This window comes from Streptomyces sp. NPDC008317 (assembly GCF_042955955.1).
Lineage (GTDB): Bacteria > Actinomycetota > Actinomycetes > Streptomycetales > Streptomycetaceae > Actinacidiphila.
This window is the reverse complement of record NZ_JBIBFQ010000002.1, coordinates 1,098,953-1,116,206: the sequence shown is the minus strand read 5'-3', so window position 1 is coordinate 1,116,206 and position 17,254 is coordinate 1,098,953. Positions and strand designations below refer to the sequence as shown.

The window sequence follows — 17,254 nt, the reverse complement described above, 5'->3', positions numbered from 1 at the left end:
GGGCTCGCGCTCCCGGCGGTTGCGGTGTTCATGGTCGGCACGCCCCTCACATCCGGAAGACGCCGTAGCCGGGCGCACCCGGATCGGCGGTCGGAAGGGGGGCGTTGGCGCAGGCGGTGAGGGCCAGGCCGAGGACGGTACGGGTCTCCAGCGGGTCGATCACACCGTCGTCCCAGAGCCTGGCGGTGGCGTAGTAGGCGTTGCCCTGCGTCTCGTACTGCTCGCGGACCGGGGCCTTGAACGCCTCCTCCGCCTCCTCGCTCCACTTCTCGCCCGCAGCGGCGAGCTGGTCGCGCTTGACGGTGGCCAGCACGGACGCGGCCTGCTCGCCGCCCATCACCGAGATCTTGGCGTTGGGCCACATCCACAGGAAGCGCGGGCTGTAGGCCCGGCCGCACATCGAGTAGTTGCCCGCGCCGTAGGAGCCGCCGATCACCACGGTCAGCTTGGGCACGCGCGCGCAGGCGACCGCCGTGACCATCTTCGCGCCGTGCTTGGCGATGCCGCCCGCCTCGTACTGGCGGCCGACCATGAAGCCGGAGATGTTCTGGAGGAACAGCAGCGGGATGCCGCGCTGGTCGCACAGCTCGATGAAGTGCGCGCCCTTGAGGGCGGATTCGGCGAACAGGATGCCGTTGTTGGCCACGATGCCGACCGGATGGCCCTGGATGTGGGCGAAGCCGGTGACCAGCGTGGTGCCGTACTCCGCCTTGAACTCGGCGAAGCGGCTGCCGTCCACCAGCCGCGCGATGACCTCGCGGACGTCGTACGGGGTGCGGGAGTCGACCGGTACCGCGCCGGTCAGCCCGGCCGGGTCCACGGCGGGCGGCTCCGCGGGCCGTACCGTCCACGGCGGGGCGCCGCGCGCGGGCAGGGTGGCGACGATGTCGCGGACGATGTCCAGCGCGTGGGCGTCGTCCTCGGCGAGGTGGTCGGTGACGCCGGAGACCCGGGAGTGCACCTCGCCGCCGCCCAGTTCCTCCGCGGTGACGACCTCGCCGGTGGCCGCCTTCACCAGCGGCGGGCCGCCGAGGAAGATCGTGCCCTGATTCCGTACGATCACCGCCTCGTCGCTCATCGCCGGGACGTAGGCGCCGCCCGCGGTGCACGAGCCCATGACGGCGGCGATCTGCGGGATGCCGCGCGCGGACATGGTGGCCTGGTTGTAGAAGATCCGGCCGAAGTGGTCGCGGTCGGGGAAGACCTCGTCCTGCCGGGGGAGGAAGGCGCCGCCGGAGTCGACCAGGTAGACGCACGGCAGCCGGTTGTCCAGGGCGATCTCCTGGGCGCGCAGGTGCTTCTTGACCGTCATCGGGTAATAGGTGCCGCCCTTGACCGTGGCGTCATTGGCGACGACCACGACCTCACGCCCCGCGACGCGGCCGATCCCGGCGATCACCCCGGCGGCCGGTGCCTGCCCGTCGTACATCCCGTCCGCGGCCAGCGGCGCCAGCTCCAGGAAGGGCGAGCCGGGGTCGAGCAGCCCGTCCACCCGGTCTCTGGGCAGCAGCTTTCCGCGCGCGGTGTGGCGGGCGCGGGCTCTCTCGCCGCCGCCGAGCCGCGCGACGGCCAGCTTGTCGCGCAGGTCCGCGGTCAATGCGGCATGAGCCTGTGCATTGGCCTGATACGCCTCTGACGCCGGATCTGCGGCGCTGGACAGGGCGGGTGCTGCCATGGTTCGGCCCCCCGGATGTTAGCGAGCGTTAACGTGATGACTCCACGTTAACGCTCGCTAACTCGGTTGTCTAGACTCGATCTCATGAACCCGACGAAGACGGCGGAGAACCGTCGCGAGCAGATTCTCCGAGAGGCCGCCCGGCTCTTCGCCGAGCGCGGCTTCCACGGGGTCGGTGTCGACGAGATAGGCGCCGCGGTCGGCATCAGCGGCCCGGGTCTCTACCGGCATTTCGCGGGCAAGGACGCCATGCTCGCCGAGCTGCTGGTGGGCATCAGCGGCCGGCTGCTGACCGCGGGCAAGATGCGGGTCGCCGAGGCGACCGGGCCCGTCGAGGCGCTGGACGCGCTGGTCCGCGGCCATATCGACTTCGCGATCGACGACCGGCCGCTGATCACGCTGCACGACCGCGAGCTGGACCGGCTGCGCGACTCCGACCGCAAGCTGGTCCGCCAGCTCCAGCGGCAGTACGTCGAGGAGTGGGTCGCGGTCGTGCGGCTGGTGCATCCGGGCGCCACCGAGCTGGAGGTGCGCGCGGCCGTGCACGCCGTCTTCGGTCTGCTCAACTCCACTCCGCACCTCGGCGAGCGCGGCGGACTGCCCGGCAGGACCGCGATGGCGGCCCTGCTGCACCGGCTCGCCCTCGGGGCGCTGGACGCGCTGGACGGTCTGGACAGCACGGCCGACTGGCGGGTAACTTACTGAGCGCTTGCTTAATGCTCGATTGTCGACCGCCCCGGCAGCGGACCCGGTCGCGGATGGGAGGCGCGCTGTGCGTCGTACGGTGTTCAACGAGGACCACGAAGCGTTCCGCGAGACGATACGTGCCTTCATCGAGGCCGAGGTCGTCCCCGTCCACGACGAGTGGCTGGCGGCTGGCCTGGTCCCGCGCGACTTCTACTACAAGCTCGGCGAGCTGGGCGTCTTCGGCATCGAGGTGCCCGAGGAGTTCGGCGGCGCGGGCGAGCACAGCTTCAAATTCCAGGCCGTCATCAGCGAGGAGTGCGCCCGCGCGGGCGTCAGCTTCGGCGGCAGCGGGGTCCACGTCGGCCTCTGCCTGCCCTACGTGATGGCCTACGCCACCGACGAGCAGAAGAAGCGCTGGCTGCCCGGCTTCGTCAGCGGCGAGACGATGTTCGCCATCGCCATGACAGAACCCGGCACCGGCTCCGACCTCGCGGGCATGAGGACGACGGCCAAGCTCTCCGCCGACGGCACGCACTACGTGCTCAACGGCGCCAAGACCTTCATCACCGGCGGCGTCCACGCCGACCGCGTCATCGTCTGCGCCCGCACCGCCCCCGCCACGCCCGAGGACCGCCGCGCGGGCATCTCCCTGTTCGTCGTGGACACAAAGGCCGACGGATACGCGGTCGGCCGCAAGCTCGACAAGCTCGGCCTGCGCACCTCCGACACCGCGGAACTCTCCTTCTCCGACGTCAAGGTCCCGCTCGAGGACCTGCTCGGCGAGGAGGGCAAGGGCTTCTCCTACCTCGGACAGAATCTCCCGCAGGAGCGGCTGGGCATCGCCGTCGGCGCGTACGCCCAGGCCGCCGCCGCGATCCGCTTCGCCCAGGCGTACGTCCAGGACCGGACCGTCTTCGGCCAGACCGTCGCGTCCTTCCAGAACACCAAGTTCGAACTCGCCGCCTGCAAGGCCGAGGTGGACGCCGCGCAGGCCGTCGTCGACCGCGCCCTCGAAGCGCACGACAAGAAGGAGCTGTCGGCCGCGGACGCCGCCTCCGCCAAGCTCTTCTGCACCGAGGTCGCCGCCCGCGTCATCGACCGCTGCCTCCAGCTCCACGGCGGCTACGGCTACATGAACGAGTACCCGATCGCCCGCCTGTACGCCGACAACCGCGTCAACCGGATCTACGGCGGCACGAGCGAGGTCATGAAGTCCATCATCGCCAAGTCGATGGGCCTGTGACCGTAGACCCATCCGTGAGAAAGCCGGCGGACGCGTGAATGCCGAAAGACCCGTGAACGACTCCCGGGATCCGCTCCAGTCCCTGCTCGATCTGCTCGACCTGGAGCGGATCGAGCGGGACATCTTCCGCGGTGTCAGCCGGTCGGCCGTGGTGCCCCGGGTCTTCGGCGGCCAGGTCGCCGCACAGGCCCTGGTCGCCGCGGGCCGCACGGCGCCCGAAGACCGCGGCGCGCACTCGCTGCACGCCTATTTCCTGCGGCCCGGCGACCCCGGCGCGCCGATCGTCTACCAGGTCGACCGGATCCGCGACGGCCGCTCCTTCACCACCCGGCGGGTCGTCGCGATCCAGCACGGCCAGCCGATCTTCCACCTCTCGGCGTCCTTCCAGGTCCACGAGGAGGGCCTGGAACACCAGGAGCCGATGCCGTACGCGCCCGACCCGGAGACGCTGCCGACGGCCGAGGAGATGCTGCCCGTACACGCCGCGCGGTTCCCCGACCCCACGGTGGTCGACCGGATACTCGAGACCCGCGCGGCCGTCGACCTGCGCTACGTCGAGGACCCGCCGTTCCTCACCGCGGGTGTCATCCGCGAACCGCGCTCCCAGGTCTGGTTCCGCGCCCGCGGCAAACTGGCCGACGACCCGCTGCTCCACGTCTGTCTCGCCACCTATGTGTCGGACATGACGCTGCTCGACTCGGTCCTGCTCGCCCACGGCCGCGGCGGCTGGACCGTCGGCGACGTGGTCGGCGCGAGCCTGGACCACGCCATGTGGTTCCACCGGCCCTTCCGGGCCGACGAATGGCTGCTCTACGACCAGCAGAGCCCGTCCGCCTCCGGCGGTCGCGGCCTCGGCACCGCCCGGATCTACACCCGCGACGGGCAGCTCGCCGTCTCGGTGATCCAGGAGGGCCTGGTGCGGGTGCCGCGCGACTGACGCTCACCCTTTCGGGTGAGCGCGGATTTCCGCTCCCGGATACCAGACACGCGCGGCGTTGCGGCTCGGCGGTTTCGGAGCCGCGCGCGGGCTCTGATCGCGCGGCTCCGCCTACGCCGCCTCGACCGCCGGTCCGACCGGCAGCGTCGCCCGTACGAGAAAGCCCCCGGTCGCCGCGGGCGACGCGATGAATTCGCCGCCGAGCTGCACCGCCCGCTCGCGCAGCCCGGCGAGACCGTGGCCGCCCGAGGGCAGGGCCGGTCCCGGCGCCGCCGACGCGGGTCCGTTGCGCACCTCCACCACCAGCACGTCGCCGCTGTGCCGCACCAGGACGCGGGTTTCCGCGCCGGGCGCGTGCTTGCGGATGTTGGTGAGCGCTTCCTGCACGATGCGGTACGCGGCGTGCTGGACGTCCGAGGGCAGGCGGGCGGCGTCGGCCGGGGCCATGGCGCCGGGCAGTTCGCCGTGCGTGCCGGGTCCCGCGGCGGCGACCAGCGCGGGGATGCCCGCGAGGCCGGGGCCCGCGTCCAGCGGCTGCCCCGACGTCACCGGCAGCCGCAGCAGCCCCACCATCCGGCGCAGCTCGTCCAGCGCGTCCCGGCTCAGCTCGCGCACCGCCCCGGCCGCCGCCCGCGCCTGCGGTCCCCGCGCGGTCGCCTCCAGGGCGCCGGACTGCACGGCGATCAGGCTGATGTGGTGCGCCACGGTGTCGTGCATCTCGCGGGCGAGCCGGGCCCGCTCCCGTACCACCGCTTGTTCCGCGGCCAGCTCTCGCTCCCGTTCCCTGCTGGCCGCCAGCTCCTCCAGCCGCCCGGCCAGCTCGCGCCGCGAGGCGGCGAACAGGCCCAGCGCGGTCGGCGCCAGGGCCAGCAGCGAGGACAGCATCACCGCGAGGATCGTGTCCGACAGCCCCCAGGGCGCCGGGGCGCGGAACGGCCAGGGCACGCAGGAGACCGTCGCCGCGAGCAGCGCGCAGCCACCGATCAGCAGGGCGCGGCGAGATATCACGCGCTCACCCGAACGGGTGAGCGTGGCCGATGAGGTAGCGGCCGTCGTCCCGGGTGGTAGGAGAGCCGCCGAGGCGAAGGACGTGGCGGGCGGCGTACCGGAAGGCGCGCTCTTCGAGGGCCGGGCCGGAGAAAACGGCCACCCTTGTGCGCGGTGACGGTCGGGGCCGCCCGCGGCGATCTCGTAGAGCGCGCCCATCGGCGAGAACCAGATGTAACCGAGCGAGAGGGCGGGCAGGGTCGCGGCGAAGGCGATCAGCGGGAAGCGGTGCCGGAACAGCAGCGCCAGCGTGCCCAGGGTCGCGAAGGTGAACGAGACCGGGCCGCCGAAGGAGCGCGTGGCCCACACCTCGGTGGCGGAGAGGGCGAACAGCGCGGCGTCCGGCAGGGCGACACGTGGCTTCACGATCACTTCGGCACCCGTACCAGCCCGGCCTGGTGCGCGACGACGGCGGCGGCCACCCGGTTGGGCGCGGCGAGCTTCCGCAGCACCGCGCGCACATGGTCCTTGACGGTGCCGACCGAGATCCCCAGCTCGGCCGCTATCCGGGCGTTCGGCAGCCCGGCCGCCAGCAGCCGCAGCACCTCGGTCTCGCGGTCGGTCAGCGGCGCCAGGGCCGCGGCGTGGGCGGACGCCTCGGGCGTACCGGGCCCCTTCGCGCCGTCGGAGCCGGGCGGATCGCCCAGGAAGCCGTCGACGACCGCGCGGCCCACGGTGGGGGTGAAGACGGTGCCGCCGCGCGCCATGACGCGTACCGCGTCGATCAGGGTGCCGACCGCGGTGTCCTTGAGCAGGAAACCGGTGGCGCCCGCCGCCATCGCCGCGCGCAGATGGGCGCTGGTGTCGAAGGCGGTCAGCATGGCGACGGCGGGCGGCGAGGGCAGTGCCCGCAGGGCGCGCAGGACGGTCAGTCCGTCGTCGGGCGGCGGCATCACCGCGTCCAGCAGGACGAGGCCGGGACGCGTCGCGGTCACCGTCCCGACGGCGTCGTGCCCGTCGCAGTCCGCGACCACCCGGATGTCGCCGGAGGATTCGAGGATGCTTCGCAGGGCGGCCCTGACCAGTGCTTCGTCATCGACGATCACGACCTGGACCACTGCGCCTGCCTTCCTCGCCCCCTCTTGACCCTGATGTTCCTTTTGTTCCTTCATTGATGGTAGCGAGCGTAGCGACGGACCGGGACCGCGTCAGTTCCGCGCGGCCTGACCTGCGGCGGTCAGATCGGCGGTCGCCAGCAGATACGCGGTCAGCGGCGCGTAGTGCTGCGGCGGCACATTGTCGTCCAGCGGGACGGTCACCAGCAGGCTGCCCTCCGCCTCGCCGACGAAAAGGGCCGGGTCGTTGCAGTCCGCGAAGCCGACCGTTTCGATGCCGCGCTCGCCCGCGTACCCCGCCCAGCCGTGGTCGGCGATCACCAGATCGGGCAGCGGCTCGCCGTCGCGCTCCAGCGCGTCCAGGATCTCCCGCATCGGGTCGGGCGAGTGGGTGTGCACCAGACCGCCCGCCCGGTGGACCATGGAAACGGACGCCAGGTGCCGGATCTCACCGCCGTCCGCGTACAGGCGCTCCGACGGGGTGATCAGCGTGCAGCCCGCCTCGCGCAGCGCGGCGGCCAGCTCCCAGTGGACGGCGAACAGACCCGCCGGGTGACCGGTCGCCACCAGCACCCTGGAGCCGTTTTCCGCCGCCTTGTGCAGCACATCGGCCATCCGGTCGAGCGCGTCGATCGTCAGCTCGGGATCGATGGTGTCCTGCCCGTGCCGGTGCCCGGGATCGGCGACGACACCGCACCGCTCGGCCATCAGCTCCAGCACCGCCGCCTGGTCGTCCCAGCGGTCACCCAGCTCCAGGCCGAACCAGTAGTAGCGATTTCCCTCGGCCAGCGCCCGGAAGTGGTCGAGGTTGTTCTCGCGGCTGGTCGCCACGTCGCCGGCTATCCGGGTGCTGGTCAGATGGGCGACGAGGGCCTGGCGGGTGGGTGCTGCGGCAGCTGGATCCATGGGCATGCGCACATTGTCCCGCTCCGCCGCTCGGACGTGCGTCCGGCCGGGGATCGACGCCGAGGCGTAATCGGAACCCCCGATTGGAGGAAACGTACATTCCGGTGGCTTCCGGCGGCCACGTAGGGTCGGCCTCGCCCCTCAGGCGGGCGATCCCCAACGAAAGAGGCAGCCACCCATGAGCAGCGCAGAGCCGCGCGGCCCCGTCGATTCCTCGCGTGTCCCGCGCTACGCGGGACCGGCCACCTTCGCGCGCCTGCCGCGCCTGGACGAGGTCGGCGCCGCCGACGTCGCGGTCGTCGGCGTGCCCTTCGACTCCGGCGTCTCCTACCGGCCCGGCGCGAGGTTCGGCGGCAACGCGATCCGCGAGGCGTCACGGCTGCTGCGCCCGTACAACCCGGCGCAGGACGCGTCGCCCTTCGCGCTCGCCCAGGTCGCGGACGCGGGCGACATCGCCGCCAACCCGTTCGACATCAACGAGGCCGTGGAGACCGTCCAGGCCGCGGCGGACGACCTGCTGGACACCGGTGCCCGGCTGATGACGCTCGGCGGCGACCACACCATCGCGCTGCCCCTGCTGCGCGCCGTCGCGCGCAAGCACGGCCCGGTGGCGCTGCTGCACTTCGACGCGCACCTGGACACCTGGGACACCTACTTCGGCGCCGAGTACACCCACGGCACGCCCTTCCGGCGCGCGGTCGAGGAGGGCATTCTCGACACGTCGGCGCTGTCGCACGTCGGCACGCGCGGCCCGCTGTACGGCAGGAAGGACCTGGACGACGACGAGAAGATGGGCTTCGGGATCGTGACGTCCGCCGACGTCATGCGGCGCGGTGTCGACGAGGTCGCGCAGCAGCTCAGGGAGCGTGTCGGGAACCGTCCGCTGTACATCTCGGTCGACATCGACGTGCTCGACCCGGCGCACGCGCCCGGCACCGGCACCCCGGAGGCCGGCGGGCTCACCTCCCGCGAGCTGCTGGAGATCCTGCGGGGCCTGGCCGACTGCCACCTGGTGTCGGCCGATGTCGTCGAGGTCGCCCCGGCCTACGACCACGCCGAGATCACCTCGGTCGCGGCCTCGCACACCGCCTACGAGCTGACGACGATCATGTCCCGGCAGGTCGCCGCGGCCCGCTGAAGGGCCCCTCCAGGGCCGTTCTGCGGGCCTGTTCGCGGCCCCTCGGCGGCCTGGCCGGCGTCGCCCCGGGGACTACGACCAAGGTCGCACCGCCCCGCGACCTTGGTCTCCCATTTGTTGCGGGAGGATGAAACGCGCACGCCGGAGCGTTGCAGCCTCCGGCGGCAACGGGTGGACGGACGGGCTGGAGGACGCGGGTGGCAAGGTCGTTGACCAGGGCGAGGACGACGAAGGAAGGTCCTGTCCCCGGTGAGGGGGCGGCGGCGCGGACGCCGAAGGAGCGGGGCTGGCTGTGGCGGCTGACCACGTACTGCTGGCGCTACCGCCGCAATGTGCTGCTCGCGATGGGCGCGTCACTCGGCGGCATGGCGGTGACCGCGCTGGTCCCGCTGGTGCCGAAGCTGATCATCGACGACGTGATCGTCAAGCACGACAAGCCGCTCGCGCCCTGGGCGTTCACCTTGATCGCGGCGGCCGTCGTCGTCTATGTGCTCACCTATGTGCGGCGCTACTACGGCGGACGGCTCGCCCTGGACGTCCAGTACGACCTGCGCAATGAGATGTTCCGCTCGATCATGCGCCTGGACGGCCGCCGCCAGGACGAGTTGAGCACCGGCCAGGTCGTCGGCCGCGCCACCAGCGACCTCCAGCTCATCCAGGGTCTGCTCTTCATGCTGCCGATGATGATCGGCAATCTGCTGCTGTTCGTGCTCTCGCTCGTGGTGATGCTCACGCTGTCGCCGCTGCTCACCCTGGTCGCGCTCGCGGTCGCCCCTGCCCTGTGGTTTATCGCCGACCGGTCGCGTAAGCGGCTGTTTCCCGCGACCTGGTACGCGCAAGGTCAGGCGGCGGCCGTCGCGGGCATCGTCGACGGCTCGGTCACCGGTGTGCGCGTGGTGAAGGGCTTCGGCCAGGAGCAGCAGGAGATGGACAAGCTGGAGACGGTCAGCCGCAAGCTGTTCGCCGGCCGCCTCCGTACCATCCGTCTCACCGCCCGCTACAGCCCCGCGCTCCAGGCGGTGCCCTCCCTCGGCCAGATCGGCATGCTGGCGCTCGGCGGCTGGATGGCGACTCGCGGCCAGATCACCCTCGGCACCTTCGTGGCCTTCTCCACCTACCTGGCGCAGCTCACCGGCCCGGTCCGGATGCTGACGATGATGCTCACCGTCGGCCAGCAGGCGCGGGCCGGGGTCGAGCGGGTCTACGAACTGATCGACACCGAGCCCACGCTGACCGACGGCACCAGGACGCTGCCCGCGGACGCCCCCGCCACCGTCGACTTCGACCACGTCACCTTCGGCTACACCGAGGACCGGCCCGTCCTCGACGGCTTCGACCTGCGCGTCGAGCCCGGCGAGACCGTCGCCGTCGTCGGCTCCTCGGGCTCCGGCAAGTCCACGGTCTCGCTGCTGCTGCCGCGGCTGTACGACGTGACCGGCGGCGCCGTACGCGTCGGCGGCGTGGACGTACGGGAGCTGACCTTCCAATCGCTGCGGTCCGCGATCGGCATGGTGCCCGAGGACAGCTTCCTGTTCTCCGACAGCGTGCGGGCGAACATCCTCTACGGCCACCCGGACGCCACCGAGGAGGAGATGCTCGCCGCCACCCGCGCCGCGCAGGCGGACGGCTTCATCTCCGACCTGCCCGACGGCTACGACACGGTCGTCGGCGAGCAGGGCCTGACCCTGTCCGGCGGCCAGCGCCAGCGCGTCGCCCTGGCCCGCGCGATCCTCACCGACCCCCGGCTGCTGCTGCTCGACGACGCCACCTCGGCGGTCGACGCCCGGGTGGAGGCGGAGATCTTCGACGCGCTGCGCGAGGTGATGCGCGGCCGTACGACGCTGCTGATCGCCCACCGCCGCTCCACGCTGGCGCTCGCCGACCAGATCGCCGTACTGGACGCGGGACGCCTGGCGGACGTCGGCACGCACGAGGAGTTGCAGGAGCGCTGCCCGCTCTACCGCGCGCTGCTCACCGACCCGGACGCGCTCGGCGCCGACGTGGTCGACCTCGACCCGGCGGGGCGGATCGAGTGGGAGGCGGCGCAGACGGACATGGCCGCGGCGCAGGCCGAACTGGCGGGTGCGCGGACCGAGGGCTGTACGGACGGCCTCGACGGTTTCGAGTGCCCGCTCGACGAGGACGGCCCGGCGCGGGGCGACGGCGCTTGTCCCGAGGCTGTGGCTCCGGGGGCGGTGACTCCGGAGCTGTGGCCTGCCGACCGGCGCGCCGCGGCCGAGGACGACGACCGGCGGAGCGCCGGCGCGGGCGCCTCCGGGCCGCCGCGGGTCGCCCCCGCCCAGGGCGGCATGGCGGGCGCGCTGGCGGGCATGCCCGCCACTCCCGACCTGCTCGCCAAGGTCGCCGCGCTGCCGCCCGCCCTGGACACCCCGGAGGTCGACGAGGACCGGGCGCGGACCGCCGAGGAGAAGTTCGGCCTCGGCAGCCTGCTGCGCGGCTTCCGCACCCCGCTGCTGCTCAGCCTGGCGCTGGTGGCCGTGGACGCCATCGCGGGACTGCTGCTGCCGGTGCTGATCCGGCACGGCATCGACGCGGGCGTCCGGCAGGCGGCGCTCGGCGCGGTCTGGGTGGCGTCGCTGCTCGGCCTGGTCCTGGTGATCGCGCAGTGGGCGGCGGAGTGGGGCTCGACCCGGCTGACCGGCCGCACCGGCGAACGCGTCCTCTACACCCTGCGCGTGAAGATCTTCGCGCACCTGCACCGGCTCGGCCTCGACTACTACGAGCGCGAGCTGACCGGCCGCATCATGACGCGGATGACCACGGACGTGGACGCGCTGTCGACGTTCCTCCAGACCGGGCTGGTCACGGCGCTGGTCAGCGTCCTCACTTTCCTCGGCATCCTGGTGGCGCTGCTCGCCATCGACGTCCAGCTCGCCCTGATGGTCTTCGCCACGCTGCCGATCCTGATCGTCGCCACCTGGGTCTTCCGCCGTAAGTCGGTGAAGGCGTACGAGTTGGCGCGCGAGCGGATCGCCGTCGTCAACGCCGACCTCCAAGAGCACGTCGCGGGTCTGCGGATCGTGCAGGCGTTCCGGGGGGAGCGGCGCGGGGCGGAACGATTCGCCGAACGCGGTGACGACTACCGGACGGCGCGGGTGCGCGGCCAGTTCCTGATCTCCGTCTACTTCCCCTTCGTTCAGCTGCTGTCCAGCGTGGCGGCGGCGCTCGTCCTGATCGTGGGCGCGCACCGGATCAGCGCGGGGACGCTCACGGCGGGCGCGCTGGTGGCGTATCTGCTCTACATCGACCTGTTCTTCTCACCCGTGCAGCAGCTCTCGCAGGTCTTCGACGGCTACCAGCAGGCGTCGGTGTCGCTCGGCCGGATCCGTGAGCTGCTGCACGAGCCGACCGCCACCCCGGCCGCCGCCCGGCCGCGTGAGGTCGGAAGGCTGCGTGGCGAGATCGCCTTCCGCGACCTGCACTTCAGGTACGGCGGCGAGGGGGCCGAGGGCGCGGAGGCGCTCAGCGGCGTGAATCTGCGCATCCCCGCCGGACAGACCGTCGCCTTCGTCGGCGAGACCGGCGCGGGCAAGTCCACCCTGGTCAAGATGGTCGCGCGGTTCTACGACCCGACCGACGGCGCGGTGCTGGTCGACGGCACCGACATCCGCGAACTCGACCTCACCGCCTACCGGCAGCGCCTCGGCGTCGTCCCCCAGGAGCCGTACCTCTTCGCGGGCACGGTGCGCGACGCCATCGCGTACGGACGGATGGGCGCGACCGACGCGGAGGTCGAGGCGGCGGCGCGGGCCGTCGGCGCGCACGCGATGATCGCGACGCTGGAGGGCGGCTATCTCCACCAGGTCGCCGAGCGGGGCCGCAATCTGTCGGCCGGACAGCGGCAGTTGATCGCCCTGGCCCGCGCCGAACTGGTCGACCCCGCCGTCCTGCTTCTCGACGAGGCGACCGCGGCCCTCGACCTGGCCACCGAAGCCCTCGTCAACCAGGCCGCCGACCGGCTCGCCACCCGGCGTACGACGCTGGTCGTCGCGCACCGGCTGAGCACGGCGGCCCGTGCGGACCGGGTCGTCGTCCTCGACCACGGGCGGGTCATCGAGGACGGCACCCACGCGGCGCTGCTGGCCCGCGACGGCCGCTACGCCGAGCTGTGGCGCACCTTCACGGGCGAGGTGCGCGCGGTGGCGTGACGGGAGGACCCGTCGCCCGTGCGACGGAACCGGCGGGTCCCGCCTTCCTGGCCTGCCGCCCTTCTGCCCTTCTGGCCTTCTGGGCTCCTGGCGTCCCGCCTTCGGTCAGCCGAAGGCGGGTCGCGCCGGGATCCGGTCCTTCGGCACCTCGAACACCACCGTCACGCGGAAGTCCGTCAGGCACTCCGCCGTCGGCGTCGGCTGCTCGACGCGCAGCTTCAGCGAGTTGCCCGCCACGCCGAGCGTCGCCGACGTGGCCGCGCTGCACCCGGTCGACTCGGTCCAGCCGACCAGCACGTACCGCCCGAAGTCCGTCGCCGCCCCGCCCGCCGAGATCTCCGCCGCCGTCTTCCCGTCGTTGTGCGCCACGGTGGTGGCGAAACGGTCCAACTCGCCCCGGTCGCGCAGCACCTCGTGCGTCCCCGCGACGGCCCGCACCGACGACGAGAAGTACACGACGCGACTGGCGATCGACCCCGTCCCCGGCGTCGCCCTGCCCGTGGTGGGGCCACCGGTCGTCGGCGTCGCGGTCGTCGGCTCGGTGGTCGTCGGCGGCGCGGTGGTCGTGTCGCCGCTCGGCGTCACGGGCCCGGTCGTGCTGGACGGCGCGCCGTCCGCCGCGTCCGAGGTGCCGCTCCCGCAGGCGACGGCACCCAAGGTCAGCGAAACGGCCAGTGCCACGGCCCAGGCCGCTCCGCGCTGATTCACCTTCACGGTCAGCATGCCGGTGTGACGGTCCCCGACCCCGCCCGGTTCCGCGATGGCCTCAGGGGCATGGTCACCGCCCGGCTGCGGGCGCGGCGGACGGTGCGGAAGTCGTGGGCGCATGCCCCGATCATCCGTCCTCGGCGGCCGATCCGGGCCCAGCCGCCCAATGCGACCTCAACGTGTCGACCGCCGCGACGATCGAGGGCCTGCGCGCGGCCCCCGTCCGCCACAGCGCGTACAGCCGCCGCACCGGAGCGGGCTCCAGCGGTACGACCGCGACGCCCTCGGGCACCGGCCCCCGCCCCAGCCTCGGCACCAACGCGATACCGAGCCCCGCCCCCACCAGCGCCAACTGCGTCCCGTACTCGCCGACCTGGAAGGCCATGTCCGGCTCCGTCCCGGCCTCCCGCAACGTCCGCACCAGCCAGTCGTGGCACACCGACCCCGGCGGCTGGCAGATCCACCGCTCGTGCGCCACATCCGCCCGCGTCAGCGACGCCCGCTCGGCCAACCGGTGCCCGGCAGGGACCAGTACGTCGCACCGGTCGTCCCCGATGACCGCCCGCTCCAAGCCAGGCGGCGCGGGCAGCGGCGCGATGTCCCAGTCGTGCGCCACGGCCAGGTCCACCGCCCCGCGCGCCACCAGGTCCACCGACAGATGCGCGTCCACCTCCAGCAGCCGGAGCTCCAACGCGGGGTGCGCCGCGGTCAGTTCCGCCAGCACTCCGGGCAGCAGCCCGCAGGCCGCCGTCGGGAACGCCGCCAGCGTCAGTCGTCCCGTGGGCCGTCCGCGCTGCTCCTCCAGCGTGACCTCGGCCGCCTCCACGATCGACATCAGCCGCTGCGCGGTCTCCACCAGCAGATGCGCCGCGTCCGTGAGCGCCACCCCGCGCCCGTGCCGCTCCAGCAGCACGGACCTGGTCTCCCGCTCCAGCTTGGAGATCTGCTGCGAGACCGCCGACGGCGTGTAGCCGAGCGCTTCGGCCGCCGCGCCCACCGACCCGTGGACGTGCACCGCGTGCAGCGCCCTCAGCCGCGCCAGATCGAGCATGCCGTTCAGGCCGAGTCGGCCAGCAACCGGGACAGGTGCTCGCGCGCCGGGCCGAGCAGCCCCGCCAACTCCGGCACCTGCGGATACCAGCGCTTCTCGTACTCCCAGCACAGCCAGCCGTCCCAGTCCGCCCGGCTCAGCACCTCGACGGTCTCCGCCAGCGGCAGCACCCCGGCCCCCAGTGCCAGCGGCGTGGTGTCCGCCGCCGAAGCGATGTCCTTGACCTGGACATAGCCCAGGTACGGGGCCAGTGCCGGATAGGTCGTGGACGGCTGCTCTCCCGCCAGCCAGGTGTGCATCACGTCCCAGATCGTGCCGACCCCCTGGTGTCCGACCAGGCCCAGGATCCGCGCCACATCGGCGCCGCCGCGGTGCGAGTCATGGGTCTCCAGCAGCACCCGCACCCCGAGGTCGGCGGCGACCGGCGCCACCGCTGCGAGCCGGCGCGCGGCGACCGTGTCCGCCTCCTGCGACTCGGTGTCGCCTCCGCCGGGGAACACCCGCACGTAGGAGGCCCCCAGATCGGCCGCGAGGGTCATCGCCGCGCCGATCTCGTCGAGCACCGGCTGGTCGTCCCCGGGCGCGGCCACCTTGGCGTAGGCGGCCACGGTGAGGATCTCGACCCCGGCTTTGCCGAACTGCTCCACCACGTCGGCGCGTTCACCGGCCGAGAGACCGGGGTGGACCGGTTCCTCGTCGCTGGCGCGCAATTCGACGCCGTGGAAGCCGTTTTCCGTCGCGAGCCGCACCACCTGCTCGATGGGCAGGGCCGGGACGCCGAGAGTGGAGAAGGCGAGTTTCATTCGCCGGACACTAGGCACCGCTTCCTGCCGGGTCAACCGCGTTCGGCCCCGCCCGACCCGTGTTCAGCCCCTGCTCGGCACCTGTTCAGCCGCCGACGATGCCCTGCGCGCGGGCCGCCGCCAGCCAGTCGGGGAACTCCGCCATGAGCTGGTCGTACAGCACCGCGTCCGATATCGATCGCGGGTCCTTGCCCGCGGGGAAGAACCCCGCGTTGTCCACCACCCGTTTGGCGGGTACCGGCAGTTCGTCCAGCCGCCGCAGGAAGCGGAATTCGTCGTCCCCGAATCCCACGAACTGCCAGAAGATCGGCAGCTTCGCCGCCTTGCACAGCACCTCGATGGTCGCGCCCTTGTTGATCGGCCCGCCGTCGGTCTGGAACACCACGAACGCGGGCGCCGTCGACCCCGACCGCTGATAGTGCTCGATGACCGCTTCCATGGCAGCCGCGTAATTGGTGCGACCCATATGGCCGTACGCCTCATTGAGCTTGTTGATCCGGCCGCCGTACCGCGTCAGCGACACCTCGTCCACACCGTCGACCTCGGTGGAGAAGAACACGACGGGGACGATGCCGTCGTCGTCGAAATGCGCGGCCAGGCCGAGTGTCTGCTCGGCGAGATGCTGGACGGTGCCGTCGTTGTAGAACTCCCGCATGCTGCCCGAGCGGTCGAGCACCAGATAGACCGCGGCGCTTTCGCCCGACAGCCGGTGCTTGTCCAGGCTGACGGCCGCCTGCTTGTAGAGGCTGACCAGACCGGGCGCGGTCTGCTCCACCTTCTGCATCGAAATCGCCATGGAATCCCCCCTGTAATGTGTCTGCGATGTCGTGTCGGCCCTGCGGCGCTGTCCCCTACAGCGCCAAGTGCCAGTCCTGCCCCATGAGTTCGCGGCCGAAGCTGTGATGCCGCTGCTCCGCGACGAGTTCGAATCCCGCGCGCTGATAGATCGTTCGGGCGCCGGCCAGTATGTCATTGGTCCACAGGACCAGATCGGTGTAGCCGGCGGAGCGGGCGAAGGCGATGCATTCGTCCACCAACAACTTGCCTATGCCGTGTCCCCGGGCGGCCGGATCGACCAGCAGCAGCCGTAGCCGCGCGGTGCCCGGCTCCTTGTCGCGTACACAGAAGACGCAGCCCGCCCGCCGTCCGTCGAGTTCGGCGATCCACACCGCGTCGCGCTCCGGATCGCGATGGGCGGCGAAGTCCGCGACGATCTGGGCGACCAGCGCCTCGTACTCCTCGTTCCACCCGAACTCCGTCGCGTAGACCTCCGCGTTGCGCTCGATGGACCACCCCAGATCGCCGGGGCGCGCGCCGCGCAGCACGACCCGCGACGCGGACGGCTCGCCGCCGGTGGCCGGGGCACGGCCGTCGCCACCGCTGTCGCCGCTGACGGTGTTGTCGCGCAGTATTTCCCGAACCGTCCGCATAGCCTCGGACAGCCGCGGCCGGTCCTGCGGACGTATGCGGTCCACCAGCGAGCCGACGGCTTCCTCCGACCGCTCCTCCAACAGGGACGCGGCCTGCCTCCCGTGCGTGGTCAGCTCTATCCGCTGCCGCCTGGCGTCCTGTTCTGACGGGCCGCGGGTGACCAGTTGCCGTTCCTCGAATTTGGTCAGCATCCGGCTGAGATGGCCCGCGTCCAGCGACAACTCCACCCGCAGGTCGGCCGCGTCGGTCCGCGGGGCGTGCGCCAGCTCGTACAGCACGCGCGCCTCGGTGAGGGTGAACGGTGTGTGCAGGTGGCGGCTGTAGTCGAGCGCGCCGATCAGGTTGGTGTAGAAGCGGTTGAATTCGCGGATCTCCCGGACGGCCATGATCAATCCCCCATTTCC

General features: G+C 72.2%; 14 protein-coding genes. 5 read left to right on the top strand and 9 right to left on the bottom strand.

Features of this window, described 5'->3' with window-relative positions:
- Positions 1-46: 46 nt before the first annotated feature.
- Positions 47-1,675 (bottom strand): carboxyl transferase domain-containing protein, encoded by a 1,629-nt coding sequence (locus ACFY9V_RS09825; protein WP_391160513.1) that lies wholly within the window; start codon positions 1,673-1,675, stop codon positions 47-49.
- An 84-nt stretch (positions 1,676-1,759) separates the two neighbouring features.
- On the opposite strand from ACFY9V_RS09825, the gene ACFY9V_RS09820 reads away from it, so the two are divergent.
- The 3 genes from ACFY9V_RS09820 to ACFY9V_RS09810 all read left to right on the top strand — a co-directional run bounded on the left by ACFY9V_RS09820 (position 1,760) and on the right by ACFY9V_RS09810 (position 4,542).
- Entirely contained in the window at positions 1,760-2,380 is a 621-nt protein-coding gene (locus ACFY9V_RS09820) for a TetR/AcrR family transcriptional regulator (protein ID WP_355337000.1), read from the top strand.
- Positions 2,381-2,447: 67 nt separating this feature from the next.
- Positions 2,448-3,605: an acyl-CoA dehydrogenase family protein gene (locus tag ACFY9V_RS09815; protein ID WP_391160511.1), complete on the top strand. Its 1,158-nt coding sequence runs from the start codon at positions 2,448-2,450 to the stop codon at positions 3,603-3,605.
- Between the two features lie 52 nt (positions 3,606-3,657).
- Positions 3,658-4,542 carry an acyl-CoA thioesterase domain-containing protein gene (locus tag ACFY9V_RS09810; protein WP_391160509.1) on the top strand — a complete coding sequence of 295 codons (885 nt, stop codon included), beginning with the start codon at positions 3,658-3,660 and terminating at the stop codon, positions 4,540-4,542.
- 111 nt (positions 4,543-4,653) lie between these two features.
- On the opposite strand, the gene ACFY9V_RS09805 is transcribed toward ACFY9V_RS09810, so the two are convergent.
- The 3 genes from ACFY9V_RS09805 to ACFY9V_RS09795 form a co-directional block, all read right to left on the bottom strand.
- A complete protein-coding gene (locus tag ACFY9V_RS09805; protein WP_391160507.1) occupies positions 4,654-5,961 on the bottom strand; it encodes a histidine kinase in 1,308 nt (435 codons plus the stop codon).
- Positions 5,958-6,647, bottom strand: coding sequence for a response regulator (locus tag ACFY9V_RS09800; protein WP_391160505.1), 690 nt, complete (start codon positions 6,645-6,647; stop codon positions 5,958-5,960). The genes ACFY9V_RS09805 and ACFY9V_RS09800 overlap by 4 nt, the downstream gene beginning before the upstream one ends.
- A gap of 90 nt (positions 6,648-6,737) precedes the next feature.
- Entirely contained in the window at positions 6,738-7,556 is an 819-nt protein-coding gene (locus tag ACFY9V_RS09795) for a phosphatase (protein ID WP_391160503.1), read from the bottom strand.
- 172 nt (positions 7,557-7,728) lie between these two features.
- Between ACFY9V_RS09795 and speB the strand changes: the two genes are divergently transcribed.
- Together speB and ACFY9V_RS09785 are read left to right on the top strand one after the other, a co-directional pair.
- A complete protein-coding gene (gene speB / locus ACFY9V_RS09790) occupies positions 7,729-8,688 on the top strand; it encodes an agmatinase (RefSeq protein WP_391160501.1) in 960 nt (319 codons plus the stop codon).
- Between the two features lie 290 nt (positions 8,689-8,978).
- Complete coding sequence (locus tag ACFY9V_RS09785) at positions 8,979-12,857, top strand: ABC transporter transmembrane domain-containing protein (RefSeq protein WP_391160615.1); 3,879 nt, start codon at positions 8,979-8,981, stop codon at positions 12,855-12,857.
- 105 nt (positions 12,858-12,962) lie between these two features.
- Here ACFY9V_RS09785 and ACFY9V_RS09780 read toward each other — a convergent pair whose 3' ends face one another.
- From ACFY9V_RS09780 to ACFY9V_RS09760, 5 genes are all read right to left on the bottom strand, one after another.
- Positions 12,963-13,685: a hypothetical protein gene (locus tag ACFY9V_RS09780; protein ID WP_391160499.1), complete on the bottom strand. Its 723-nt coding sequence runs from the start codon at positions 13,683-13,685 to the stop codon at positions 12,963-12,965.
- A 7-nt stretch (positions 13,686-13,692) separates the two neighbouring features.
- On the bottom strand, positions 13,693-14,616 hold the full coding sequence (locus ACFY9V_RS09775) for a LysR family transcriptional regulator (protein WP_355337016.1): 924 nt from the start codon (positions 14,614-14,616) through the stop codon (positions 13,693-13,695).
- 5 nt (positions 14,617-14,621) lie between these two features.
- On the bottom strand, positions 14,622-15,419 hold the full coding sequence (locus ACFY9V_RS09770) for a TIM barrel protein (protein WP_391160497.1): 798 nt from the start codon (positions 15,417-15,419) through the stop codon (positions 14,622-14,624).
- 85 nt (positions 15,420-15,504) lie between these two features.
- Positions 15,505-16,215 (bottom strand): VWA domain-containing protein, encoded by a 711-nt coding sequence (locus ACFY9V_RS09765; RefSeq protein ID WP_355337020.1) that lies wholly within the window; start codon positions 16,213-16,215, stop codon positions 15,505-15,507.
- A gap of 55 nt (positions 16,216-16,270) precedes the next feature.
- Positions 16,271-17,236: a GNAT family N-acetyltransferase gene (locus ACFY9V_RS09760; RefSeq protein ID WP_391160495.1), complete on the bottom strand. Its 966-nt coding sequence runs from the start codon at positions 17,234-17,236 to the stop codon at positions 16,271-16,273.
- Between the last annotated feature and the right edge of the window lie 18 nt (positions 17,237-17,254).